The 23,189-nt window shown below is 63.0% G+C and carries 26 protein-coding genes; 18 read left to right on the top strand and 8 right to left on the bottom strand.

What is annotated here, in order from left to right:
• The first annotated feature begins 143 nt into the window (after window positions 1-143).
• The 15 genes from coxB (at window position 144) to LB564_RS12175 (ending at window position 11,218) form a co-directional block, all read left to right on the top strand.
• Window positions 144-1,163: a cytochrome c oxidase subunit II gene (gene coxB, locus LB564_RS12245; RefSeq protein WP_181173676.1), complete on the top strand. Its 1,020-nt coding sequence runs from the start codon at window positions 144-146 to the stop codon at window positions 1,161-1,163.
• Between the two features lie 38 nt (window positions 1,164-1,201).
• Window positions 1,202-2,857 carry a cytochrome c oxidase subunit I gene (gene ctaD / locus LB564_RS12240; protein WP_140705820.1) on the top strand — a complete coding sequence of 552 codons (1,656 nt, stop codon included), beginning with the start codon at window positions 1,202-1,204 and terminating at the stop codon, window positions 2,855-2,857.
• Between the two features lie 73 nt (window positions 2,858-2,930).
• A complete protein-coding gene (locus LB564_RS12235) occupies window positions 2,931-3,875 on the top strand; it encodes a heme o synthase (protein WP_140705822.1) in 945 nt (314 codons plus the stop codon).
• A 2-nt stretch (window positions 3,876-3,877) separates the two neighbouring features.
• Window positions 3,878-4,039 (top strand): hypothetical protein, encoded by a 162-nt coding sequence (locus tag LB564_RS12230; protein WP_140705824.1) that lies wholly within the window; start codon window positions 3,878-3,880, stop codon window positions 4,037-4,039.
• A complete protein-coding gene (locus LB564_RS12225) occupies window positions 4,039-4,668 on the top strand; it encodes a cytochrome c oxidase assembly protein (protein ID WP_140705825.1) in 630 nt (209 codons plus the stop codon). The genes LB564_RS12230 and LB564_RS12225 overlap by 1 nt, the downstream gene beginning before the upstream one ends.
• Window position 4,669: 1 nt before the next feature.
• On the top strand, window positions 4,670-5,548 hold the full coding sequence (locus LB564_RS12220; RefSeq protein WP_140705827.1) for a cytochrome c oxidase subunit 3: 879 nt from the start codon (window positions 4,670-4,672) through the stop codon (window positions 5,546-5,548).
• Window positions 5,549-5,639: 91 nt separating this feature from the next.
• Complete coding sequence (locus tag LB564_RS12215) at window positions 5,640-6,131, top strand: murein L,D-transpeptidase family protein (protein ID WP_224537888.1); 492 nt, start codon at window positions 5,640-5,642, stop codon at window positions 6,129-6,131.
• Between the two features lie 2 nt (window positions 6,132-6,133).
• Window positions 6,134-6,520 (top strand): DUF983 domain-containing protein, encoded by a 387-nt coding sequence (locus LB564_RS12210; RefSeq protein ID WP_027041471.1) that lies wholly within the window; start codon window positions 6,134-6,136, stop codon window positions 6,518-6,520.
• Complete coding sequence (locus LB564_RS12205; protein ID WP_181173677.1) at window positions 6,517-7,272, top strand: SURF1 family protein; 756 nt, start codon at window positions 6,517-6,519, stop codon at window positions 7,270-7,272. The genes LB564_RS12210 and LB564_RS12205 overlap by 4 nt, the downstream gene beginning before the upstream one ends.
• Before the next feature lie 106 nt (window positions 7,273-7,378).
• The gene (gene ispH / locus LB564_RS12200) at window positions 7,379-8,389 is read left to right on the top strand and encodes a 4-hydroxy-3-methylbut-2-enyl diphosphate reductase (protein ID WP_224537886.1); all 1,011 of its coding nucleotides are present in this window, start codon (window positions 7,379-7,381) and stop codon (window positions 8,387-8,389) included.
• A 5-nt stretch (window positions 8,390-8,394) separates the two neighbouring features.
• The gene (locus LB564_RS12195; protein WP_224537884.1) at window positions 8,395-9,357 is read left to right on the top strand and encodes a homoserine kinase; all 963 of its coding nucleotides are present in this window, start codon (window positions 8,395-8,397) and stop codon (window positions 9,355-9,357) included.
• 11 nt (window positions 9,358-9,368) lie between these two features.
• The gene (rnhA, locus tag LB564_RS12190) at window positions 9,369-9,902 is read left to right on the top strand and encodes a ribonuclease HI (protein WP_224537882.1); all 534 of its coding nucleotides are present in this window, start codon (window positions 9,369-9,371) and stop codon (window positions 9,900-9,902) included.
• A gap of 43 nt (window positions 9,903-9,945) precedes the next feature.
• A complete protein-coding gene (locus LB564_RS12185; RefSeq protein ID WP_224537880.1) occupies window positions 9,946-10,524 on the top strand; it encodes a histidine phosphatase family protein in 579 nt (192 codons plus the stop codon).
• Between the two features lie 111 nt (window positions 10,525-10,635).
• The gene (locus tag LB564_RS12180; RefSeq protein ID WP_140705841.1) at window positions 10,636-10,917 is read left to right on the top strand and encodes a type II toxin-antitoxin system ParD family antitoxin; all 282 of its coding nucleotides are present in this window, start codon (window positions 10,636-10,638) and stop codon (window positions 10,915-10,917) included.
• Window positions 10,907-11,218, top strand: coding sequence for a type II toxin-antitoxin system RelE/ParE family toxin (locus tag LB564_RS12175; protein ID WP_140705843.1), 312 nt, complete (start codon window positions 10,907-10,909; stop codon window positions 11,216-11,218). The genes LB564_RS12180 and LB564_RS12175 overlap by 11 nt, the downstream gene beginning before the upstream one ends.
• Window positions 11,219-11,222: 4 nt before the next feature.
• Here the strand turns inward: LB564_RS12175 and LB564_RS12170 are convergent, their stop codons facing one another.
• The 3 genes from LB564_RS12170 to LB564_RS12160 all read right to left on the bottom strand — a co-directional run bounded on the left by LB564_RS12170 (window position 11,223) and on the right by LB564_RS12160 (window position 13,164).
• A complete protein-coding gene (locus LB564_RS12170) occupies window positions 11,223-11,699 on the bottom strand; it encodes a DUF2938 domain-containing protein (RefSeq protein WP_140705845.1) in 477 nt (158 codons plus the stop codon).
• 93 nt (window positions 11,700-11,792) lie between these two features.
• Entirely contained in the window at window positions 11,793-12,275 is a 483-nt protein-coding gene (locus LB564_RS12165) for a peroxiredoxin (protein WP_140705847.1), read from the bottom strand.
• A gap of 82 nt (window positions 12,276-12,357) precedes the next feature.
• On the bottom strand, window positions 12,358-13,164 hold the full coding sequence (locus LB564_RS12160) for a protein-disulfide reductase DsbD domain-containing protein (protein WP_224537877.1): 807 nt from the start codon (window positions 13,162-13,164) through the stop codon (window positions 12,358-12,360).
• A 172-nt stretch (window positions 13,165-13,336) separates the two neighbouring features.
• Between LB564_RS12160 and LB564_RS12155 the strand changes: the two genes are divergently transcribed.
• Window positions 13,337-13,945 carry a YqgE/AlgH family protein gene (locus tag LB564_RS12155; RefSeq protein WP_140705851.1) on the top strand — a complete coding sequence of 203 codons (609 nt, stop codon included), beginning with the start codon at window positions 13,337-13,339 and terminating at the stop codon, window positions 13,943-13,945.
• A gap of 131 nt (window positions 13,946-14,076) precedes the next feature.
• On the opposite strand, the gene LB564_RS12150 is transcribed toward LB564_RS12155, so the two are convergent.
• From LB564_RS12150 to thrC, 4 genes are read right to left on the bottom strand one after another with little or no spacing between them, the layout of a single operon-like run.
• Window positions 14,077-16,965 carry an EAL domain-containing protein gene (locus tag LB564_RS12150; RefSeq protein ID WP_140705853.1) on the bottom strand — a complete coding sequence of 963 codons (2,889 nt, stop codon included), beginning with the start codon at window positions 16,963-16,965 and terminating at the stop codon, window positions 14,077-14,079.
• Window positions 16,966-16,968: 3 nt separating this feature from the next.
• Entirely contained in the window at window positions 16,969-17,565 is a 597-nt protein-coding gene (locus LB564_RS12145; protein ID WP_140661409.1) for a GNAT family N-acetyltransferase, read from the bottom strand.
• Window positions 17,566-17,577: 12 nt separating this feature from the next.
• The gene (locus LB564_RS12140) at window positions 17,578-18,870 is read right to left on the bottom strand and encodes a M16 family metallopeptidase (RefSeq protein WP_224537874.1); all 1,293 of its coding nucleotides are present in this window, start codon (window positions 18,868-18,870) and stop codon (window positions 17,578-17,580) included.
• 14 nt (window positions 18,871-18,884) lie between these two features.
• Window positions 18,885-20,282 carry a threonine synthase gene (thrC, locus tag LB564_RS12135; RefSeq protein WP_224537871.1) on the bottom strand — a complete coding sequence of 466 codons (1,398 nt, stop codon included), beginning with the start codon at window positions 20,280-20,282 and terminating at the stop codon, window positions 18,885-18,887.
• 129 nt (window positions 20,283-20,411) lie between these two features.
• Here thrC and LB564_RS12130 point away from each other — a divergent pair, with 129 nt between their 5' ends.
• A complete protein-coding gene (locus tag LB564_RS12130) occupies window positions 20,412-21,143 on the top strand; it encodes a hypothetical protein (protein WP_224537868.1) in 732 nt (243 codons plus the stop codon).
• 42 nt (window positions 21,144-21,185) lie between these two features.
• Here LB564_RS12130 and LB564_RS12125 read toward each other — a convergent pair whose 3' ends face one another.
• On the bottom strand, window positions 21,186-21,875 hold the full coding sequence (locus tag LB564_RS12125; RefSeq protein ID WP_140705861.1) for an HAD family hydrolase: 690 nt from the start codon (window positions 21,873-21,875) through the stop codon (window positions 21,186-21,188).
• Window positions 21,876-22,053: 178 nt separating this feature from the next.
• Between LB564_RS12125 and LB564_RS12120 the strand changes: the two genes are divergently transcribed.
• On the top strand, window positions 22,054-23,187 hold the full coding sequence (locus LB564_RS12120) for a site-specific DNA-methyltransferase (RefSeq protein WP_224537866.1): 1,134 nt from the start codon (window positions 22,054-22,056) through the stop codon (window positions 23,185-23,187).
• Window positions 23,188-23,189 lie beyond the last annotated feature (2 nt).

The raw sequence follows: 23,189 nt of genomic DNA, 5'->3' as shown, positions 1-23,189 counted from the left end.
CTGAATTACGACGCCAGGCACGCCTGACGGCCAAAGGCAGGACGATGTGTCGGACATAGACGATTCGCTGCCGATGCGGCCGCCTTCAAACACCCGTCACGGCTTGCGCGCAAAAATGCCGCACAGTTTCCTCCGCTCCTTTCTTGCGGAGGGAAAAAGAGTATGGTTTGAACCACCTTGAGACTGTCGGGATTCCCGTCCCGGCATTGTTCGTTATTCTCGTTGGCACCGCCGCGAGGAACTGGGAGACGAAGAGGGCGATGAGAAATTTCCTAGCTGGCGCCAGGTTTCTAGCAAGTGCCAAGTTTCTGAGTGCTTGTGCCGCTGCCACTGTGCTTTTCGCTGGCACATCCGCCCATGCCGATCAGCCCGTGGAGTGGGAGACCACCTTCCAGGCGCCGGCGACCGACATGATGCGGCAGATCGAGTGGTTCGGAAACTATACGATGTGGTTCATCGTCCCGATCACCATCCTGGTGCTGCTTCTGCTCGCCTACTGCATCGTGAAATTCCGCGCCAGTGCAAACCCGGTTCCCTCCAAGACCAGCCACAACACGCTGATCGAGGTGATCTGGACCGTCGGCCCGGTCGTGATCCTGCTCTGCCTGGCCATTCCCTCGTTCCAGCTCTTGACCGCCCAGTACACGCCGCCGGAAGAAGCCAAGCTCACCGTCAAGGCGACAGGCAACCAGTGGAACTGGGACTACGAGTACCAGACCGACAGCACGCTCTCCTTCAATTCGGCCATCCTCCAGGAAGGCGATCGCGCCAAAGCAGGCAAGGAGGACCGCAAGGTCTATCCGCGCCTCCTCGCGGTCGACAATGAGCTGGTGGTGCCGGTCAACACCATGACCCGCTTGCTGGTCACCGCGACCGACGTGATCCACTCCTTCGGCGTGCCGTCCTTCGGCATCAAAGTCGACGCCATTCCAGGGCGTACCAACGAGACCTGGTTCAAGGCGGAAAAGGAAGGCATCTTCTACGGCCAGTGCTCGCAGCTCTGCGGCAAGGACCACGCCTTCATGCCGATCGCCATCCGCGTCGTCTCCGACGCGCAGTTCAAGACCTGGCTGGCGGCGGCCAAGACCGATCTGCCCGGCGCCAACAAGACGCTCATGGCCGAGGTCGATGGCCAGAACAAGGTAGCGGCCGCCGGCAACTGATGCCGCGGGTTAGCAAGATTTAGGGAACGGAGCGGAACATGGCAGACGCTGCAGCTCACGACGGGCACGACGACCACAAGCCTTACCACGGCTGGGTGCGCTGGGTTTATTCGACCAACCACAAGGATATCGGTACGCTCTACCTGATCTTCGCGATCATGGCCGGCATCATCGGCGGCGCGCTGTCGGTCGCCATCCGCATGGAGCTGCAGGAGCCTGGCATCCAGATTTTCAGCGGTCTGGCGCAGATGGTCTACGGCATGAACGGTGATGCCGCGATCGACGGCGGCAAGAGCATGTACAATGCCTTCGCCACCGCGCACGCGCTGATCATGATCTTCTTCATGGTCATGCCGGCACTGATCGGCGGTTTTGCCAACTGGATGGTGCCGATCATGATCGGCGCGCCCGACATGGCGTTCCCGCGCATGAACAACATCTCGTTCTGGCTGCTGCCGCCAGCCTTCATCCTGCTGCTCACCTCGATGTTCATGCCGAGCGCGCCGGGCGCCTATGGTGTCGGCGGCGGCTGGACGCTCTATCCGCCGCTTTCGACCTCGGGTCAGCCTGGACCGGCGATGGATCTGGCGATCCTGTCGATCCACATCGCCGGTGCCTCTTCGATCCTCGGCGCCATCAACTTCATCACCACCATCTTCAACATGCGCGCCCCGGGCATGACGCTGCACAAGATGCCGCTGTTTGCCTGGTCAGTGCTGGTAACTGCCTTCCTGCTGCTGTTGTCGCTTCCGGTTCTTGCCGGCGCCATCACCATGCTTCTGACGGACCGCAATTTCGGCACGGCCTTCTTTGCGCCGGACAACGGTGGCGACCCGCTGCTGTTCCAGCACCTGTTCTGGTTCTTCGGTCACCCCGAAGTGTACATCCTGATCCTGCCGGGCTTCGGCATCATCAGCCACGTCATCTCCACATTCTCGAGGAAGCCGGTGTTCGGCTATCTCGGCATGGCCTACGCCATGGTGGCGATCGGCGCCGTCGGCTTCATCGTCTGGGCGCACCACATGTACACGACCGGCCTGTCGCTCGACACGCAGCGCTACTTCGTCTTCGCCACCATGGTCATCGCGGTGCCGACGGGTGTGAAGATCTTCTCCTGGATCGCGACGATGTGGGGCGGATCGATTTCTTTCAAGACGCCGATGTTGTGGGCGCTGGGCTTCATCTTCCTGTTCACCATCGGCGGTGTCACCGGCGTCCAGCTCGCCAATGCCGGCCTCGACCGCTCGCTGCATGACACCTATTTCGTCATCGCCCACTTCCACTACGTGCTGTCGCTGGGCGCGGTGTTCGCCATCTTCGCCGGCTGGTACTATTGGTTCCCGAAGATGACCGGCTACATGTACTCGCCTGTCATTGCCAACACCCACTTCTGGGTGACTTTCGTTGGCGTGAACCTGATCTTCTTCCCGCAGCATTTCCTCGGCCTCGCCGGCATGCCGCGCCGCACCATCGACTATCCGGATGCGTTCGCGGGCTGGAACTATGTGTCGTCCATCGGGTCCTACATCTCGGCCGTCGGCGTGCTGATCTTCCTCTATGGCGTCTTCGAAGCCTTCCAGAAGAAGCGGATCGCCGGTGCCAACCCATGGGGCGAGGGGGCAACGACGCTTGAATGGCAGCTGCCTTCGCCGCCGCCCTTCCACCAGTGGGAGCAACTGCCGAAGATCAAGTAAGGCGGCTCCCCTCGAATGCGAAACCGCCGGTCCGCCGGCGGTTTTGGCCAACGGAATAATGGACTGAGTACGCATGGCCCTAGTCGACGAAAACAGCATTGACGAAGCGGGCTTCCGCATGTCGGAAGCCACTGCGGGTGATTTCTTCGCCCTGCTGAAGCCGCGCGTCATGTCGTTGGTGGTGTTCACCGCCTTCGTCGGCCTGGTGGCCGCACCCGTGACCATCAACCCGCTGCTGGCGGTGATCGCGATCCTGGCAATCGCCATTGGCGCTGGTGCCTCTGGTGCGCTCAACATGTGGTACGATGCCGACATCGACGCGGTGATGACCAGAACCTCCAATCGTCCGGTGCCGGCCGGTCGCGTTCGTCCAGGCGAGGCGCTGGCTTTCGGCCTGGTGCTGTCGGTGCTCTCGGTGATGACGCTCGGCGTGCTGGTCAATTGGCTCTCGGCGACGCTGCTGGCCTTCACTATCTTCTTCTATGCTGTCGTCTATACGATGTGGCTGAAACGCTGGACGCCGCAGAACATCGTCATTGGCGGTGCGGCCGGCGCCTTTCCGCCTGTCATCGGCTGGGCCGCCGTGACCGGCTCGGTCAGCCTCGAAAGCATCATTCTGTTTCTCATCATCTTCCTGTGGACGCCGCCGCATTTCTGGGCGCTGGCGTTGTTCAAGTCCGAGGATTACGGGCGCGCCGGCATTCCCATGATGCCGAACGTCGCCGGCGAGGCTTCGACCCGCCGCCAGATATTCGCCTATGCGCTGGTACTGGCCCCGGTCGGCGTGCTGCCGTGGCTGCTCGGCTATACCACGCCGGTCTATGGCGTGGCCGCTCTGCTGCTCGGCGTTGGTTTCGTCTGGTATGCCTGGAAAGTGCTTGGCATGGCCGACGATGACCGCGCCATGAAGCCGGCCAAGGCGTTGTTCGCCTATTCGCTGCTCTATCTCTTCGCCATCTTCGCCGTCTATCTCGCCGACAGCGTCATCGGGCGTGTACTCGCGGCTGGTGGAGCATGAGCATGGCCGAAGACAAGCTCGAAACGGTCACTCTGACCGATCGGCAGAAGAAGGCTCGGCGCAACCGTTCCGTCGCCATCGGCGTGGCGCTGGCGGTGCTGGTCATTATTTTCTACATCGCGACGATCGTGAAGTTCGCCCACAATTTGTCGGGCAAGATGTGATGAGCGTCGAAACGCCCAAGAAGCCTGGGGGCAAGAACAGCAACCGCGTCGTCGCGGCCGTTTGCCTTGCCTTCTTCATCGGCATGATCGGCATGGCCTATGCCGCAGTGCCGCTCTACAGGATGTTCTGCCAGGCGACGGGCTATGGCGGCACGACGCAGCGCGTCGAGAAGCAATATGCCGGCCGCGTGCTCGACCGTGAGATTACCGTCCGCTTTGACGCCAATATCGCCGGCGTGCCGTGGGAGTTCCAGCCGGTCCAGCGCTCGATGACGATGAAGATCGGGCAGACGGTGCAGGCGCATTACCAGGCAACCAACAAGTTCGATCGCCCTGTCACCGGCCGCGCCACCTTTAACGTGCAGCCGGAACTGGCCGGACCCTACTTCAACAAGGTCGAGTGTTTCTGCTTCACCGATACTTCGCTGAAGCCCGGCGAGACGCTTGACATGCCGGTCCTGTTCTATGTGGATCCCGATATCGTGAACGTGCCGGAACTGAAGGACATCAAGACGATCACGCTGTCCTATACGATGTTCCCGGTCGAGAAGAACAAGCCGGTCGCCTCCTCGGAGCCGGCCAAGGCCAACAGCAAGACAGTTTCAGATACCGAAAATCTCGGGGGTTGATATGGCAGACGCGCACGCAAAACATCACGACTATCATCTCGTCGACCCGAGCCCGTGGCCTTTCCTGGGGTCGATCGGGGCGCTCGTCATGGCCTTTGGCGGCGTCTGCCTCATGGAGTATCTGAAGGGCGGCTCCTTCCCGATCTTCGGCTTCAACATCGCCAATCCGTGGCTGTTCTTCATCGGCCTGGTAATCGTGCTCTACACCATGTTCGCCTGGTGGTCGGACACGATCAAGGAAGCGCATGAGGGCCATCACACGCGCGTCGTGTCGCTGCATCTGCGCTATGGCATGATCATGTTCATCGCCTCTGAGGTGATGTTCTTCGTTGCCTGGTTCTGGGCCTATTTCGATGCCAGCCTTTTTGCCGGTGAGGTGCAGAACTACGCGCGCCACACGTTTACTGGTGGTGTCTGGCCGCCGAAGGGCATGGAGGTTCTCGATCCCTTCCATCTGCCGCTTTACAACACCATCATCCTGCTGCTCTCGGGCACCACCGTCACCTGGGCCCACCACTCGCTCATCCATGGCGATCGCAAGGGACTGATCAACGGCCTGGTGCTGACCGTCGGCCTCGGCATGCTGTTCACCATGGTGCAGGCCTACGAGTACATGCACGCTCCGTTCGGCTTCAAGGATTCCATCTACGGCGCCACCTTCTTCATGGCGACCGGCTTCCACGGCTTCCACGTCATCATCGGCACCATCTTCCTGCTGGTTTGCCTGATCCGCGCGATGAAGGGCGAGTTCACCCCCAAGCAGCATTTCGGCTTCGAGGCAGCCGCCTGGTACTGGCATTTCGTCGACGTGGTCTGGCTGTTCCTGTTCGCATCGATCTACGTCTGGGGATCGGTCGGCGCGGTGATCGAAGGCCACTGATCCCGCCCGCGGATTTTTGATTTGGAGAAGGCGGCCGCGGCGACGTGGCCGCCTTCTTCTTTTCGGCGCAATGATCATCGATCGATAGAAAATGCGGCTGACAATTTTCTGGGCGATTTGCGCATTTCTGATCGCGACCTTCCAGGCCTTTGCCGCTGAGAAGGTCGATCTGGTGCGTGTCCACAAGGCGGAGCGGCGGCTCGAACTGATCGGCGACGGCAAGGTCCTGCGCAGCTACGGCATTGCACTCGGTGGAGATCCCGTCGGTCACAAGCGGCAGGAGGGCGATCGGCGCACACCCGAGGGGCGCTACGTCCTCGACTGGCGCAACCCCAACAGCATCGCGCACAGGTCGATCCACATTTCCTACCCCGATGTCGACGATCAGGCGGCCGCGAAGGCACGCAATGTCGATCCCGGCGGCATGATCATGATCCATGGCCAGCCGAACGGTTTCGGCTGGTGGGGCTGGCTGCTTCAATTGGTCGACTGGACCGATGGCTGCATTGCGGTTACGGACTCCGACATGGACGAAATCTGGGCAATGGTGGCCGACGGGACGCCAATCGAGATCGAGCAATAGGCATGAGTGACGATAAGGCGATCTGGCCTCCGATCGAGCCGATTTCGGCCGGCCTGCATGGCCGCTGCCCGCGCTGCGGCGAGGGGCGGCTCTTTTCCGGCTTCCTCACCGTCGGCAAGCGTTGCGTCAATTGCGGTCTCGATTACTCCTTTGCCGATGCCGGCGACGGGCCGGCCGTGTTCGTCATCCTGATCATCGGCTTCATCATCGTCGGCCTGGCGCTCTGGGTTGAAGTGACGCTAAGCCCGCCGCTGTGGCTGCATCTGCTGATCTGGATCCCGCTGGCCTTGGTGCTGTGCCTTACGGCGCTGCGGTTGATCAAGGGCGTGCTGCTCACCTTGCAATACGCCAACAAGGCCGCCGAGGGGCGACTGGATCGCGGCGAATGAACGAAGCTTCCCTCAACGACCGCGGCCGTTCGCGGCCAAGGTCGGCATTGCTGCTCGGCCTTGGCCTGCTTCTGCTCGGGATCCTGCTGGCACTTGGCACCTGGCAGGTCCAGCGCCTGCACTGGAAGGAAGGTCTGCTGCGGACCATCGACCAGCGCACGCACTCGGCGCCACTGCCGCTTGCCGAGGTCGAGAAGCAATTCGCCTCGACCGGCGACGTCGACTACACCCCGGTCACGGTCTCAGGCACTTTCCTGCATTCCGGCGAGCGGCATTTCTACGCGACCTGGGAAGGGGACGCCGGCTTCAACGTCTACACGCCGCTGGCCCTCGACGATGGCCGTTTCGTCCTGATCAATCGCGGCTTCGTACCCTATGACCTCAAGGATGCCGCCAAGCGCGCCAAGGGACAGGTGACGGGCAAGGTGACCATCACCGGGCTTGCGCGCAATCCGCTGCCGGCAAAGCCGTCCATGATGCTGCCCGACAATGACGTGGCCAAGAACATCTTCTACTGGAAGGACCGCGACGTCATGGCCGCGAGCGCCGGCCTGCCGGCCGGGTTCACGCTGGTGCCGATCTTCATCGATGCCGACAAGACGCCGAATCCCGGCGGCCTGCCGGTCGGGGGCGTCACCATCGTCGACCTGCCGAACAGCCATCTGCAATATGCTGTCACCTGGTATGGCCTGGCCGCGGCGCTCGCCGCCGTCCTCATCCTGCGGCTTCGCCGGCCCGCGAAAGAGGAATGAACGCGACCGACGCCTCCTTTCCAACCGACACCCCCATTTCTACCGACGCTCTTGACAGGGCAGGGGTGGGCACCTCATTTCGGCGCTGACGAACCGGCAGGATTTAATGCTTCACACAATCGCCAAGCCTCCCCTGACGATCCGGCTCTGCCAGCCGCGCGGTTTTTGCGCGGGCGTTGACCGTGCCATCCAGATCGTCGTGCTGGCATTGAAGAAATATGGCGCGCCGGTCTATGTCCGCCACGAGATCGTGCACAACCGCTATGTCGTCGAGGGCCTTCAAAGCCTTGGCGCCGTGTTTATCGAGGAACTTTCAGAGATTCCCGCCGAACACCGGCAGTCGCCGGTCGTCTTCTCGGCGCATGGCGTGCCGAAGTCCGTGCCGGCGGACGCGCAGGCGCGAAACCTGTTCTATCTCGACGCAACCTGCCCGCTGGTCTCCAAGGTCCACAAACAGGCGATGCGCCACCAGCGGCTCGGCCGCCATGTGCTGTTGATCGGCCATGCCGGCCACCCCGAGGTGATCGGCACCATGGGACAGTTGCCGGAAGGCGCGGTCACGCTGGTCGAGACCGAGGCCGATGCCGCCCGGCTCGCGCCCGCCGATCCCAAGGCACTCGGTTTCGTCACCCAGACGACGCTCTCGGTCGAGGATACCGCCGGCATCATCCGCGCATTGCAGGAACGTTTTCCGGACCTGCAGGCGCCGGCGGCGGAATCGATCTGCTACGCCACCACAAACCGCCAGGAGGCGGTCAAGGACACCGCTCCGGGTGCCGACCTCTATCTGATCGTCGGCGCGCCCAATTCCTCGAATTCGCGCCGTCTTGTCGAAGTTGCGGAACGCGCCGGCGCCGCCATGTCGCTTCTCGTGCAGCGCGCCGCCGAAATTCCGTGGAATGACATCGGCAGCATTTCGACGCTCGGCCTGTCGGCGGGGGCATCGGCGCCGGAGATCATCGTCGATGAGATCATCGAGGCGTTCCGTCAGCGTTTCGATGTAACCATCGACCTGGCCATCACGGCCACCGAAACAGAGGATTTTCCGGTCATGCGGGTGTTGCGCGATGTCGAACTGACGCCGGCCGACATGGCCTTCGTCAACGGGGCCGCGTAAGGCACATGGCCGTCTATACCGACGTTGCGGAGGGCGAACTCGGCGCTTTCCTGAAACACTATCCGGTCGGCGATCTCCTGTCCTACAAGGGCATCGCCGAAGGCACCGAGAATTCGAACTTCCTGCTGCACACCTCCAGCGGGTCCTACATCCTGACGCTCTACGAAAAGCGCGTCGAGAAGGCGGATCTGCCGTTCTTCCTCGGGCTGATGGGCCATCTCGCCAACAAGGGCGTGTCGTGTCCATTGCCGGTGACCGCGCATGACGGCAGTGTCATCGGCACGCTGGCCGGTCGGCCGGCGGTCATCATCACCTTCCTCGAAGGGCTTTCGCTGCGGCGGCCGACGGCAACGCATTGCGCCGAGGTCGGCAAGGCGCTGGCCGCGCTCCATCTGGCCGGCGCCGATTTCCCGATGAACCGGCCCAACGCGCTTGCCATCGATGGCTGGCGCAAGCTTTGGCACTCGGCTCGCGCCCGCGCCGACGAAGTCGAGCCGGGACTGGCGGCCGAGGTCGATGCCGACTTCGCCGATCTCGAGCAAAACTGGCCCAAGGGCCTCCCCGAAGGCATAATCCATGCCGATCTTTTCCCCGACAATGTCTTTTTCCTCGGCGAGAAACTCTCGGGTCTGATCGATTTCTATTTTGCCTGTGACGACCTCTATGCCTACGACGTCGCCACCTGCCTTAACGCTTGGTGTTTCGAGAAGGATTTCTCCTTCAACCTCACCAAGGGCAAAGCGCTGCTTGCAGGTTATCAGAGCGTGCGCCCGCTGAGCGTGGAGGAGAAGGCGGCGCTGCCAATGTTGGCGCGCGGCTCGGCGCTGCGCTTCATGCTGACCCGGCTCTACGACTGGCTGACCGTTCCTGACGGCGGGCTGGTGATGAAACGCGACCCGACCGAATACATCAGAAGGATGCGGTTCCATCGGGCGATCAGATCGGCTTCGGAATATGGATTGGCCTGATATGGGGTATCATGAGCAAACAGGTTGAAATCTTCACCGATGGCGCCTGTTCAGGCAATCCCGGCCCCGGCGGCTGGGGCGCCATTCTGCGCTTCAACGGCGCCACCAAGGAACTCTCCGGCGGCGAAGCCGAGACGACCAACAACCGCATGGAACTGCTGGCCGCCATCTCGGCGCTGAATGCGTTGAAGGAGCCTTGCACGGTCGAGCTTCATACCGACAGCAAATACGTCATGGACGGCATTTCCAAATGGATCCATGGCTGGAAGAAGAATGGCTGGAAGACCGCCGACAAGAAGCCGGTCAAGAATGGCGAGTTGTGGCAGGCGCTGGACGAGGCCAACCGCCGCCACAAGGTCACCTGGAACTGGGTCAAGGGCCATGCCGGCCATGCCGAGAACGAGCGTGCCGATGAACTGGCCAGGGAAGGCATGGCGCCGTTCAAGAAGGGTTCTTTCAAGCCGGCGGTCTCACTGTCCAAGCCGGATGTCCAGGCAAAGCAGCCGCTGGCCCCGAAGGCGCGCCGATCGACCCAGAGCTATTGAGCCTCGGATCGTCGCGGCCACAACCGAACGGAGCGCCTCCGTCATGACGATTGCCTACTACATCACCCATCCCCAAGTTCAGATCGACGCCACCATTCCGGTACCGGATTGGGGCCTGTCCGACATTGGTCGCGCAAGGGCGAACGCAATGCTGGTTCAGCCGTGGATCGCGTCGATCGGGCGTGTGGTGTCGTCGGGCGAACGCAAGGCGGTTGAAACCGCCGAAGTGCTGGCGCGGCATCTCGGCCTTGCCGTGCAGGTGAGGGAGCGGATGCATGAGAACGACCGGTCATCGACGGGTTTCCTGCCGCCGCCGGATTTCGAGGCGGTCGCCGACCGGTTTTTCGCCAATCCGCATGAAAGCGTTCGCGGCTGGGAGCGGGCCATCGACGCGGAGCGGCGCATCGTCAGCGAGGTCGAGGCCGTGCTTGGTGAGGGCGGTGCTGGAGACATCGCCTTTGTCGGACATGGCGGTGTCGGGACGCTCCTGCTGCTGTCGCTGAGCGGTAGGCCGATCAGCCGCGAAGCGGACCAGCCGGCTGGCGGCGGCAACTATTTCGCCTACGATATCGGCGCGCGCCGCATTCTCCATGGGTGGCAGCCGATGGACCGGCTGCCCTGACTGTCTGACGGGCGTACGCATCGGGTCGGGCCTGGTTCTTCTGGTGACGTTGCGGTTGCTCAAGGGTGGGAGTAATATTTCCTACCACGGAGCATGCGATAAGGACGCAGCATGGCAAATGTTGAAAAAATGAGCGTGGCTGTGACCCCGCAACAGGCAGCCCTCATGCGAGAGGCTGTGGAAGCGGGCGAGTATGCCACCGCAAGCGAGATTGTGCGTGAAGCGGTGCGGGATTGGCTGGCCAAGCGCGAACTGCGGCATGACGATATCCGCCGGCTGAGACAGGCATGGGATGAAGGCAAGGCAAGTGGGAGGCCAGAGCCTGTGGATTTCGACGCGTTGCGAAAAGAAGCACGGCGAAAGCTGACGGAAGCCTCGCGGAATGGCCGTTAGGCTGGTCTGGTCGCCCGCAGCCAGGGCTGACCTCATCGACATCTACGTGGCGATAGGCAGCGAAAACATACGGGCGGCCGATCGTTATTATGATCAGTTGGAAGCGCGGGCCCTGCAACTGGCGGACCAGCCGCGCATGGGTGTTAGGCGATCGGATATCAGGCCTTCCGCACGAATGCTGGTGGAGGCGCCGTTTGTACTGCTCTACGAAACGGTTCCAGACACGGACGATGGCCCAGTCGAGTGGGTTGAAATCGTCCGCGTGGTGGATGGGCGGCGGGATCTGAACCGTTTGTTCTAATTGCCTAACGGATCAGCAGCGCCGTTCCCCAAAGCCCAAGCGCGAACACCGTGTGCGAGACCAGGTTGAGCGCACGGATTTGCATCGGGTTCGGCCGCTTTGAAGCCGCCCAGCCGGCGCCCATGCCCGGCGCCAGCAGGAACCAGCCGGCGCCGACGGTGACGATGCCGAGGATGAAGGCCGGCAGGAAGGTCGGCGTGGCCAGCCAGCCAGCGCCCGCCAGCACCACCAGGATAATGCCGTAGACGATGCCGACGAAGTAATGGAAAGCCCAGCCCAGCGCTTTCTCATGGGCGTAGGGCGTGGCATCGCCAATATCGTCGTGAAACACCTTGTCGCGGAGGTGCCAGACCCAGCGCCCGACCGGCCCCCAGTTCGGCCGTGGCTGGCCGAACGCTTTGTGCAGGAAGAAGGCCCAGATATCCATCAGGACGGTGGCGCCGATGCCGATCGCGACAGCGCGCCAGAAGATGTCAAACATCGTTGGAATTCCCCCGAGAGCCGGCAGTTCTAAAGCGCGGCGCTTGTCAGGCGAGGCCAGCCATCGCGGCCCCGCCTTAGCGGCCCTGGAAGCTCAGAGCTGGCCCAGAATATGAGCCGCGCCGGACTCGTCTACGCCGGGTTTGGTTTCGACATTGAGCGCGGTGACCTTGCCATCGTCGATGATCATCGAAAACCGCTTCGAGCGCAGGCCCATGCCGCCACCGGAATAGTCGGCGTCGAGACCGACCGCCTTGGCGAAGTCCCCGTTACCGTCGGCCAGGAACAGGATCTTGCCTTCTCCGCCGGTGAAGCGCGCCCAGGCGCCCATGACGTGAACGTCGTTGACCGAAACGACGGCGATCGTATCGACGCCGCGCGCCAGTATCGCGTCATGGTTCTCTAGATAGCCAGGCAGATGGTTGTTGCTGCAGGTCGGCGTGAAGGCGCCGGGAACGCCGAACAGCACCACTTTCTTGCCTGGGAAAATCTCGGCCGACGTGATCGGCTTGGCGCCGTCGTCGGTCATGGTCTTGAAGGTCGCCTCGGGCAGCTTGTCGCCAACGGAGATGGTCATGAGTTCCTCGCTTGGGGATGGGGAAGGACGCGTGCTTGCGTAGCGAACTCGGCGGCTTCCTGCAACCATGGCAGCGCCGCCATCACGGAAAGGGCAGCAACCCTTCGACCGCGCCCGCCGAACTCGTCAGCGTATAGTGGAGCCCGCCATCCGTCGGCGTCGTCGAGGGGCGATCGAGGATCGGCACGGTGAAGATCAACTTGCCGTTCTTTTCCGCGCGCGAAGGGGTGCCGAACATATAGTCGCGCTCGCCGGCGACGAAGAAATCCGCTGCCTGCGGATCGCCGGGAAAACTCGCTTCGACCACCAGCGTTTCGTGATCGCCCGGCAGCACCTTGATGCCAAACTCAGGCTTTGCAGCAGCCGGCAATGCGGTGAAGCTCGCCTTCACCAATGCCGCGTCGTCGGCATTGTCGGGATCGGAGGCGGGGTCGACGCTCAGCCGTGTCTGCACGGGGATGCAGATGGTTTCGCAAATACCGAGAAAGATGTCGGCATCGATGACCGCCGGCTGGTTCGGCGTCGCCAGCGTGAACGTCACCGGCAGCGAAACGGGGTAGTTGTAGCCGGCCCATTTGCCGTAGCCATCGTCGTGGCGCTGCGGCGCGGGAAACGACAGCGTCGCATCGGCGATATTGGTGCTGGCCGAAACGTCGAGCTGCGGCGGCACGCCTGCGTCACCCGGGTCGCGCCAGTAGGTCTTCCAGCCGGGTTTGAGCGCTATATCGAGAACGCCCTGGATGCGGCCCGCAGCGTCGGGCTTGCCTGAGGTCACCAGCCGCACCTTGCCGCCTTCGCTGCTGTACCAGGCGGAGGAGGAGGCGGTGGCGGGGAGCGCCGTCGCCAATCCGATGGCGGCACCGAGCAACAGGAGTTTCAAGCTTTGCATGAGCGTGATTTGATCGTCCGTTCGTGGCCGCGCAATGATTTCATGGCCGTGCCGATATCATATTTGCGTGACCTTCGCGGCCAAGCCAAGGCCGGCCTCGCAATATGGGCTTTGGTCGAATCCGGCGCGGCGCATCTTTTCGGCGCCCGGGAAACGCGTTACCCTCCCTGCCATGGATTTGTTGCGCCATAAGAAGACAGCCGCCGTCCCCGGCTTTCTCGACGATCAGTTCCTGATTGCCATGCCCGGCATGAAGGACGACCGTTTCACGCGCTCGGTGATCTACATCTGCGCCCACAGCGATGAAGGGGCGATGGGCCTGATCATCAACCAGACGCAGCAGATGCTGTTTCCCGACCTTCTGGTGCAGCTCGGCATCATGAACGAGCAGGAAGCGATCCGCCTGCCGGCGCAGGCGCGCGATTTCGTCGTGCGCAATGGCGGGCCTGTCGACCGCAGCCGGGGCTTTGTCCTGCATTCGGGCGACTATCGTGTGGAATCCTCGCTCACCGTTTCCGACGACATCTGCCTGACCGCGACGGTGGACATATTGCGGGCGATATCGTCAGGGCGCGGGCCGCGTCGCGCGCTGATGGCGCTTGGTTATTCCGGCTGGGGAGCCGGCCAGCTGGAAACCGAGATCGCCGAGAATGGCTGGCTGACCTGCCCGGCGACGCCGGAATTGCTGTTCGACGCCGATATCGAGCGCAAATATGACCGGATTCTCGCCTCGATCGGCATCGATCTCGCGCATTTGAGCCTGGCGGCCGGCCACGCCTGAGGCCGCCTCCGCCAACCCTCGAGATTAGCCGAATCCTCCCACCTTCGTCATCCCTGGGCGAAGCAGGAGCGAAGCTCCGTCGCGAAGACCCTGGGGTGACGAAGGGACAGCGGCGACGCGGCTGCGCTCCATCACGCCTGCGTCAGCGGATATTGCTCTTTCAGCGTCTTCAGCACCTGGTCGCCCGGCATTGGCGCGCCGAACATGAAGCTCTGCACATATTCGCAGCCCATCTGGCGCAGCTCCAGCGCGTCGCGTTCATCCGATATGCCCTCGGCGACCACCGAAAGGCCGAGCTCATGCGCCATGTTGACCATGGATTTGAGCAGCACCGCGCGTTTGGGCGTGCTGTCGTCGACGAAGCTCTTGTCGATCTTAATGGTGTCGAACGGGAACCGCGTCAGGTAGGCGAGCGATGAATAGCCGGTGCCGAAATCGTCTAGCGACAGGCCGATGCCGAGCTGCTTCAGCTTGGTCAGCACATGGGCGGTCTGCTCGGGATTGTCCATGACCAGGGACTCGGTGAGTTCGAGCCGGAAGCAGCGTGGTTTCAAATTGGCGCGCGCTATCACGGAACGCACATCGCTGACGAGGTCGCGGCGGATAAGCTGGCGGCTGGACAGGTTGACCGAGACCGATAGCGGCGCATCGCCGATCTGCTTTTGCCATCCCGCGAGATCCTCGGCCGCCTGCTGCATGGCGAACAGCCCAAGCTGCACGATCAGCCCGCAGCTCTCGGCGACCGGGATGAAATCGGCGGGCGGGATCATGCCGCGGCGCGGATGGTCCCAGCGCAGCAACGCTTCGAAGCCGGCGACGCTGCCGTCCTCGAGCCGCACGATCGGCTGATAGGCCAGCGTGAATTCGCGCCGCTCGATGGCGCGCCGCAAGTCGGATTCGAACTGCAAGCGGTCGGTGCCGACGGTGCGGAACGCAGGGCGGAATGGCTCGATCCGGTCGCCGCCGAAGCGCTTGGCCTGATGCATGGCGAGCTCGGCATCCTTGACCATGTCCTCGGCCGAGGTCTGCGCCGAGGTCCAGGTGATCAGGCCGATCGAGGCGGTCAGCACGATCTCGCGCTTGGCGAAGGTGATCGGGTTGTTGATCGCGTGCTTGATGGCATCGGCGACGCCCGCGATGCGGGCGGGATCCTGCTCGGACAGCAGCATCAGCGCGAACTGGTCGCCGGCGAAGCGCGACAGCGAATCCTTCGGCTTGAGCAGGCGGTGCAGGCGCCGCGCTATGGTGAGCAGGATGGTGTCGCCGGCCGAGATGCCGAGCCCGTCATTCACCTGCTTGAAGCGGTCGATGTCGATGACGAAGACGGTCGGCCGCACCTTCTCTTCGGTGCGGGCGATCGAGATGATCGCCTCAAGCCGGTTCATGAACAATTCGCGATTGGGCAGGCCGGTCAGATTGTCGTGCACGGCGTCGTGCAGCAGTCGCTCTTCTGATTTCTTCTGTTCGGTGACGTCGACCATGGTGCCGACGCAGCGGATCACCTCGCCATCCGATCCGATCACCGGACGCGCGCGCAGGGCAAACCAGTGATAGTGCCCATCGGCGCCGCGCAGCCTGAAGTTCTGCGCCACCCGGCCGCGGCGGTGTTCGAGCACCACGTCGAGCGTCGTGCGGAACGTGTCGCGGTCATCGGCATGCAGCACCGGCAGCCAGTTGCGGGCGGCACCGCCCAGGCTGTTGGGGGCAAGGCCGAGCTGGATGCTGACATCGGGCTTGGTAACGACGCGGTCGCGCAGAACGTCCCAGTCCCACACCGTATCGCCCGATCCCGCGACGGCCAGCGCCTGCCGCTCGAGGTCGGAGAACAGCCCCTGATGCAGCGCGCCACCGGCAAAGGCGTGCTGCATGACAGTGAAGCCGATCAACAGGATGATCAGGATCAAACCGCCGCCAAGTGCCGGCTGGGCGATGTCGTTGTCGAGCATGCCGGTGATTGCCATCCACGATCCGCATAGCCACAACAGCACCATGACCCAACTGGGCACAAGCATGATGGCGCGGTCATAGCCGCGAATGCCGAGGAAGATGATCAGGCCGAGCCCGGTCAGCGCGGTGGCGGCGAACGAGATGCGGGCGATGCCCGCGGCCACCGCCGGATCGACGATGGCGACACCGGCGATCAAGAGCAGTCCCAGGATCCAGACCAGGGCGCCATAGCTGAAATGGCCGTGCCACCGGTTGAGGTTGAGATAGGCGAACAGGAAGACCACGAAGGTCGCCGCCAGCGCCACCTCCGTTCCGGCCCGCCACATCTGTTCGTTGCCGGGCGAAATCTCGATGACCTTGTTGAGGAAGCCGAAATCGACGCAGATATAGGCAAGCACCGCCCAGGCGAGCGCTGCCGTCGCCGGGAACATCGATGTTCCCTTGACCACGAAGAGGATGGTCAGGAACAGCGCCAGAAGGCCGGCGATGCCGATGACGATGCCGCGAAACAGCGTGTAGGAATTGACCGAATCCTTGTAGGATTCCGGATCCCAGAGGTAGACCTGAGGCAGCTTCGGCGAGGCAAGCTCGGCGATGAAGGTGATCACCGTGCCGGGATTCAGCGTCACCCGGAACACGTCGGCGTCGGGGCTGGTCTGGCGGTCGAGCGCGAAGCCCTCGCTGGGCGTGATGGCGGCGATGCGCGTCGAGCCCAGATCCGGCCAGAAGATGCCGGAATTCACCAGCCGGAAATGCGGCGCGACGATCAGCCTGTCGAGCTGCTGGTCGGTGGTGTTGGCGAGCGCGAACACTGCCCAGTCGCCGGTCGAGCGGGCATCGTTGGCCTCGACCTCGATGCGCCGCACGATGCCGTCCGGCCCGGGCGCGGTCGACACCTGGAAGTTCTCACCCTGGTTGCGGTAAATCTCGACGGCGCGCGAAAGATCGAGCGCGACATCGTCGCGGGCAATCTTGATGGGTTCGACGGCAAAGGCCGACGAAGCCGCGCACAGCGTCAGCATCGTCGCCAGCAGAAAGGCGAACAGCGGCCCGTTTCGCAGGAAATTCGTCAAAAATCAGTCCTTCGTTCCAGCGCCCGGGGGATCGTCGGCGATCCGGGCGTAGAGGTAATGGTCCTGCCAGATGCCGTTGATCCTGAGATAGGATCGCAGAAGTCCTTCGCGCCGGAATCCGGCTTTTTCAAGCACGCGGATCGACCTGATGTTGTCGGGAATACAGGCGGCTTCGATCCGGTGCAACCTCAGCGTATCGAAGGCGAAGCGGGCCACCACCTTGACCGCGTCGGTCATCAGGCCGCGGCCGCCGAAGCGCTCGCCGATCCAGTACCCGACATGACCGCTTTGCGAGACGCCGTGGCGTATGTTGCCGAGCGTGATGCCGCCCGCGAGCTTGCCGCTCGATTTCTCGAAGATGAAGAAGGCGATCGCCGTTCCCTGTGCGTAGTCCTCGCGATAGCGGCTGATGCGCAGGCGCCATGCCGTGCGGTCGAGTTCGTCCGGGGTCCAGCGCGGCTCCCAAGGCTCCAGGAACGCCCGGCTTTCGCCGCGCACCGCCGACCACTCGCGATAGTCGTTGGTGAACGGCACGCGCAGCGTGACGAGGTTGCCCTTCAGTGCCGGCAGGTCACGGCGAAAGAAAGGGAGCGCGAACACGGCGCTTGGGACTTAGACGGCGAGTCTGCGGGCCGTGGTCTGCGTGCCCGGAAGCGAATCGAGGATCGCCTCGTATGGTGCCAGCGTACCCACGGGCCCGACAGCGGTAAGCGTCGGCTTGGTCGAGAACATCCGCGACGACAGGTCGGTCAGCCGCTCCACCGTCAGCGCCGACAGGCGCTCCATCAGCTCTTCCTTTGCGATCGGCCTGCCGAATAGGAGCAGTTGCCGCGCGATCTGCGAGGCGCGGCTGGCCGGGCTCTCGGCGGACATGATCAGCCCGGCGCGATACTGGGCGCGCGCACGGTCGAGTTCTTCCTGCAGGATGCTCTCGCCGGCCTTCTGCAACTCGTCGATGATGACAGGCACCAGTTTGGCGATATCGCTCTGCCCCGTCGCGGCATGGACGCCGAATATGCCGGTGTCGGAAAAGCCCCAGTGGAAGGCATAGACCGAGTAGCAGAGGCCGCGTTTCTCGCGGACCTCCTGGAACAGACGCGACGACATGCCGCCGCCGAGGATCATCGACAGCACCTGCGAGGCGTAGAAGTCGCGCACATGGTAGGCGCGGCCCTCGAAGCCGAGCACGATCTGCGCGTCCATCAGATCGCGGTCCTCGCGGAAATCGCCGCCGACATATTGCGCGTATTGCGGAATGGTGCTGTCGGCCTTGCTGCGGAAGCCGCCGAGCCGTTTTTCGACCTCGCGCACGAACTTGTCGTGCTTGACGTCGCCGGCGGCCACGATCACCATCCGCTCGGCGCCATACTGGCGTTCGATGAAATCGTGCAACTGCTTGGAGGTAAAGGATTTTACGGTTTCGGGCGTGCCCAGGATCGAGCGGCCGATGGTCTGGTGGCGGAAGGCCGTTTCGGTGAAACGGTCGAAGACGATGTCGTCGGGCGTGTCATGCGCGGCGCCGATCTCCTGCAGGATGACGTGCTGCTCGCGCTCGAGTTCCTGCGGGTCGAATTCGGACTCCTGCAGGATGTCGGACAGGATATCGACGGCCAGCGGCACGTCGTCGGAGAGCACCCTGGCGTAGTAGGATGTGGTCTCGACGCTGGTGGCGGCGTTGATCTCGCCGCCTACGTCCTCGATTTCCGAGGCGATCTCGAAGGCGCTTCGCCGCTTCGTCCCCTTGAACGCCATGTGCTCGAGCAGATGGGCCATGCCATGCTCGTCTTCGCGTTCGTTGCGGGCACCCGACTTGACCCAGGCACCCAAGGCAACCGATTCGATACTTGGAAGGGTTTCGGTGGCGACTGTCAGGCCGTTCGACAGACGGCTTACCTCAACACCCATATGGCTCTTACTCCCTAACGCGCCGCCCGCGCGCGGCGACTGACGTAATCTTCCACCATTTTCAGGTCGGATGGAAGTACCGTGTATTTTTCCTCAAATGTCATCAATCCACCTAGCCATGCGGGCAGGGCGGGCGAGACGCCGCTGGCGGCCTCGACGGCGGCCGGGAATTTCGCCGGATGCGCGGTGCCCAGCACCACCATCGGCACGGCGCCCGAAGCCTTGCCCGCCGCCACATGCACAGCTGCCGCCGTATGCGGATCGAGCAGGTAATTGCTGGTCGCGAGCGTCGAGCGGATGGTGGCGGCGACCTCATCCATCGTGGCGCGGCCGGCATCGAATTCGGACCGCATTCCGGCGATTTCCTGGGCTTCGATGGTAAAAGCGCCCGATTGCTTCAGGCCGGCCATGTAGCGCCGCACGGTCGCCGCGTCGCGGTTTGATGCCTCGAACAGCAAACGTTCGAAGTTCGAGGATACCTGGATGTCCATCGACGGCGAGGTGGTCGCAAAGACCCCTTTGGTCCGGTATTCGCCGGTCGCGAAAGTACGGGCGAGAATGTCGTTGTCGTTGGTGGCGATGACCAGCCGCTCGATCGGCAACCCCATCTTCTTGGCGGCGTAGCCGGCGAAGATATCGCCGAAATTGCCGGTCGGCACGGTAAAGGAGACCGGCCTGTCCGGTGCACCGAGCGACAATGCCGAGGAGAAATAATAGACGATCTGGGCCATGATGCGCGCCCAGTTGATCGAATTGACCCCCGACAGCGACACCCGGTCGCGAAAGCCGTGATCGTTGAACATATCCTTCAGCAGGCCCTGACAGTCGTCGAAATTGCCTTCGATCGCCAGCGCATGGACGTTGTCGGCTGTCGAAGTCGTCATTTGCCGCTGCTGCACCGGCGAGACGCGGCCATGCGGAAAGAGGATGAAGATGTCGGTGCGGCTGCGCCCGGCGAAGGCGTCGATGGCCGCGCCACCGGTATCGCCCGACGTGGCGCCAACGATGGTCGCATGCTGGCCGCGTTCGGCAAGCACATGGTCCATCAGCCGGGCGAGCAATTGCATCGCCACGTCCTTGAACGCCAGCGTCGGCCCATGGAAGAGTTCGAGGACAAAAGTGTTGGCGCCGGTCTGTACCAAGGGGCAGACAGCCTCATGGCGAAAGGTGGCATAGGCTTCGCGGACGAGACGCTCGAAGACCGGCGCGGCGATTTCGCCGCCGAGGAACGGCGTCAGCACGCGGATGGCGAGGTCGGGATAGGCAAGGCCGCGCATGGCGCGGATGTCGGCTGCCGGGAAGTGCGGCCATTCGCGCGGCACATAGAGCCCGCCATCGCGCGCTAGGCCGGCCAGGACGGCGTCGGAAAATCCAAGCGCGGGCGCTTCGCCGCGGGTACTCACATATTGCATGTCACTGATCCGTTCGCCGCTTGGTTTTCCGTTCACCACAAGGTGGTTAATTTCTGTGCCGGCTCTAGTCGCATTTTTGCCGCGCGGTTGATATACGTCACCAGCTTTGCGAGAGGGAAGTACGGTTTCATGGCGTTTCGTATATCAAGTGGTCGCTTTTTGGCGGGTCTTGCGCTCACGGGCTTTATGCTTGCCGTCGCCGGCTGCCAATCAGGCGACAACGGCATCCTGAACCTCGGTTTCGGCAAGAAGGACCCGGCGGCGCCACCGCCGCCGCAGGATCCCAAGGTGCTGGCCAGCCAGCTGAACGCGTATTGCCCAAGGGTGACGGTGCGCGATGGCACGGCGTTCTTCAACACCTATGTCAACGAGGTCCAGAAGCCCAAGCCGAAGCTCAAGAAGACCGGCGACGCCGCCGCGGATGCCGCGGCCCAGGCGGCGGCTGACGCCGCTGCTGCTACGCCGCCCGACGATTCGGCGAGAATCATTTACCAGGCGTCGATCAGCGACGTGACCCGCGATTGCAGCCGTAGCGACGGACAGCTGACGATGACGATCGCGGTTGCCGGCAAGATCGTGCCAGGACCGAAGTTCACGCCCGGCACCATCACCATGCCGATCCGCACGGCGGTCATGCACGGCACCGACGTGCTTTATTCGCAGATCCACCAGTATCAGGTCCAGGTGACCGATCCCTCGGTCGCCACCCAGTTTGTCTTCACCGATTCCAATATCGTCGTGCCGGCGCCGACGGCGCAGGACTATCAGGCCTATGCCGGTTATGACGAAACCGCGCCGAAGGCGACGACCGACAAGCCGAGGAAGAAGACCCACAGGAAGAAGGTCGCCGCGACGAACTAGGCGGCTGTCGGTCTGGCGTGCGTCGAGGAGGACGCACGCATCTCAGGCATCCGCGGACCACTCCGACAGCGCCGCGATAACGCTTTTCAGCTCCGCCCACCGCCGGATCACCGTTTCGGCGCCGGCTTCCGTCAGGGCATCGGCATGGCCGGGATAGCTGTGGCTGGCGCCCGTGAAACCGATCACGCGCATGCCGGCGGCCCTGGCGCCGGTGACGCCGTGCACGGAATCCTCGATGACGAAGGTGTTCGCCGGGTTGGCGCCGAGTTTTTCGGCGGCATGCAGGAAGACGTCCGGCGCCGGTTTGGTCTTCCCGGTCGGCGTCTCCATCGCCGAGAAGATGCGTCCGGCGAAGAACGGCAGCAGATGCACCTTCTCCAGCATGAACTCGATCCGATCCGAACGAGAATTGGAGCAGATGCAGCGCTGCGTCGTGACCGAGGCGACCGCTTCGCGCACACCCTCGATGGCGCGAACGTCGCTGCGCAATTTGCGGTCGACCAGTTCCTCGGCGCGATCGATCAGCGACACCTGGAACGGGATCTTCGATTTTTCCTCGATCCGCATCAGTATGTCCTTGAAAGTCAGGCCGGCATAGGTCTCCGCAATCTCCTCCGCCGAGATTTCATATCCGGCCAAGGTTATCAGCTCAGCCTCGACCCGCGCGGCGATGATTTCGGAATCGACGAGCACGCCGTCGCAATCGAAGATGACAAGATCTGGCTGGGGCATGGTGGTCCGGACGATGGAGGATGGAAGAATGGCCGCTCGGGGCTCAAGCGGCGCGGCATACACCAATGGGCACGGCTTCGCAAACTCCTGCACGGGATCGATAAAGCTTCACCGAATATTTACGCTGATCGGTAACCATAACGGGGAGTAAACAGTAACGCGTGCCTCGGGTGTAAAAATGTCAGCCGTGCGTCTTCTCGACGAGCTCTCCCATGCTCCCCAGCAATCCGAATGGCTGGACACGATCCTGAAAGGCGATTGCGTCGCGGCGCTCGACCGCCTGCCGGAAAAGTCGATCGACGTCATCTTTGCCGATCCCCCCTACAATCTGCAGCTCGATGGCGATCTGCACCGTCCCGACCAGTCCAAGGTCGACGCGGTCGACGACGACTGGGACCAGTTCGAGAGTTTTGAGGCCTATGACGCCTTCACCCGCGCCTGGCTGCTGGCGGCGCGCCGGGTGCTGAAGCCCAACGGCACGATCTGGGTCATAGGCTCCTATCACAACATCTTCCGCGTCGGCGCCAAGATGCAGGATCTCGGCTTCTGGATCCTCAATGACGTCGTCTGGCGCAAGACCAACCCGATGCCGAACTTCCGCGGCCGCCGCTTCCAGAACGCGCATGAGACCATGATCTGGGCCTCGCGCGATCAGAAGGGCAAGGGCTATACGTTCAACTATGAAGCGCTGAAGGCGTCGAACGACGATATCCAGATGCGCTCCGACTGGCTGTTCCCGATCTGCACCGGCGGCGAGCGCCTGAAGAACGACAATGGCGACAAGCTGCACCCGACGCAGAAGCCCGAGGCGCTGCTTGCCCGTATCATGATGGCGTCGACCAAGCCGGGCGACGTCGTGCTCGACCCGTTCTTCGGCTCCGGTACGACGGGCGCCGTGGCTAAGCGCCTGGGCCGCCACTTCGTCGGCATCGAGCGCGAGCAGGCCTATATCGACGCCGCCAATGAGCGCATCGACGCCGTGCGGCCACTCGACGAAGCGGATCTCACCGTGCTCACTGGCAAACGCGCCGAGCCGCGCGTCGCCTTCGTCAGCCTGATCGACACCGGACTGATGACGCCCGGCGCCACGCTCTATGACGCCAAGAAGCGCTGGGCCGCGAAGGTTCGCGCCGATGGAACGGTGGCGATCGGCGACAGCGCCGGCTCGATCCACAAGATCGGCGCCGAGGTGCAGGGGCTGGATGCCTGCAATGGCTGGACCTTCTGGCATTATGAGCGCAGCGGCGGCTTGACCCCGATCGATGAACTCCGCCGCATCGCCCGTCTCGGCATGGAGCGGGCAGGGGGCTGACC

It is taken from the genome of Mesorhizobium sp. ES1-6 (genome assembly GCF_020164775.1).
GTDB lineage: Bacteria > Pseudomonadota > Alphaproteobacteria > Rhizobiales > Rhizobiaceae > Mesorhizobium.
This window is presented reverse-complemented; position numbering and strand designations above follow the sequence as displayed.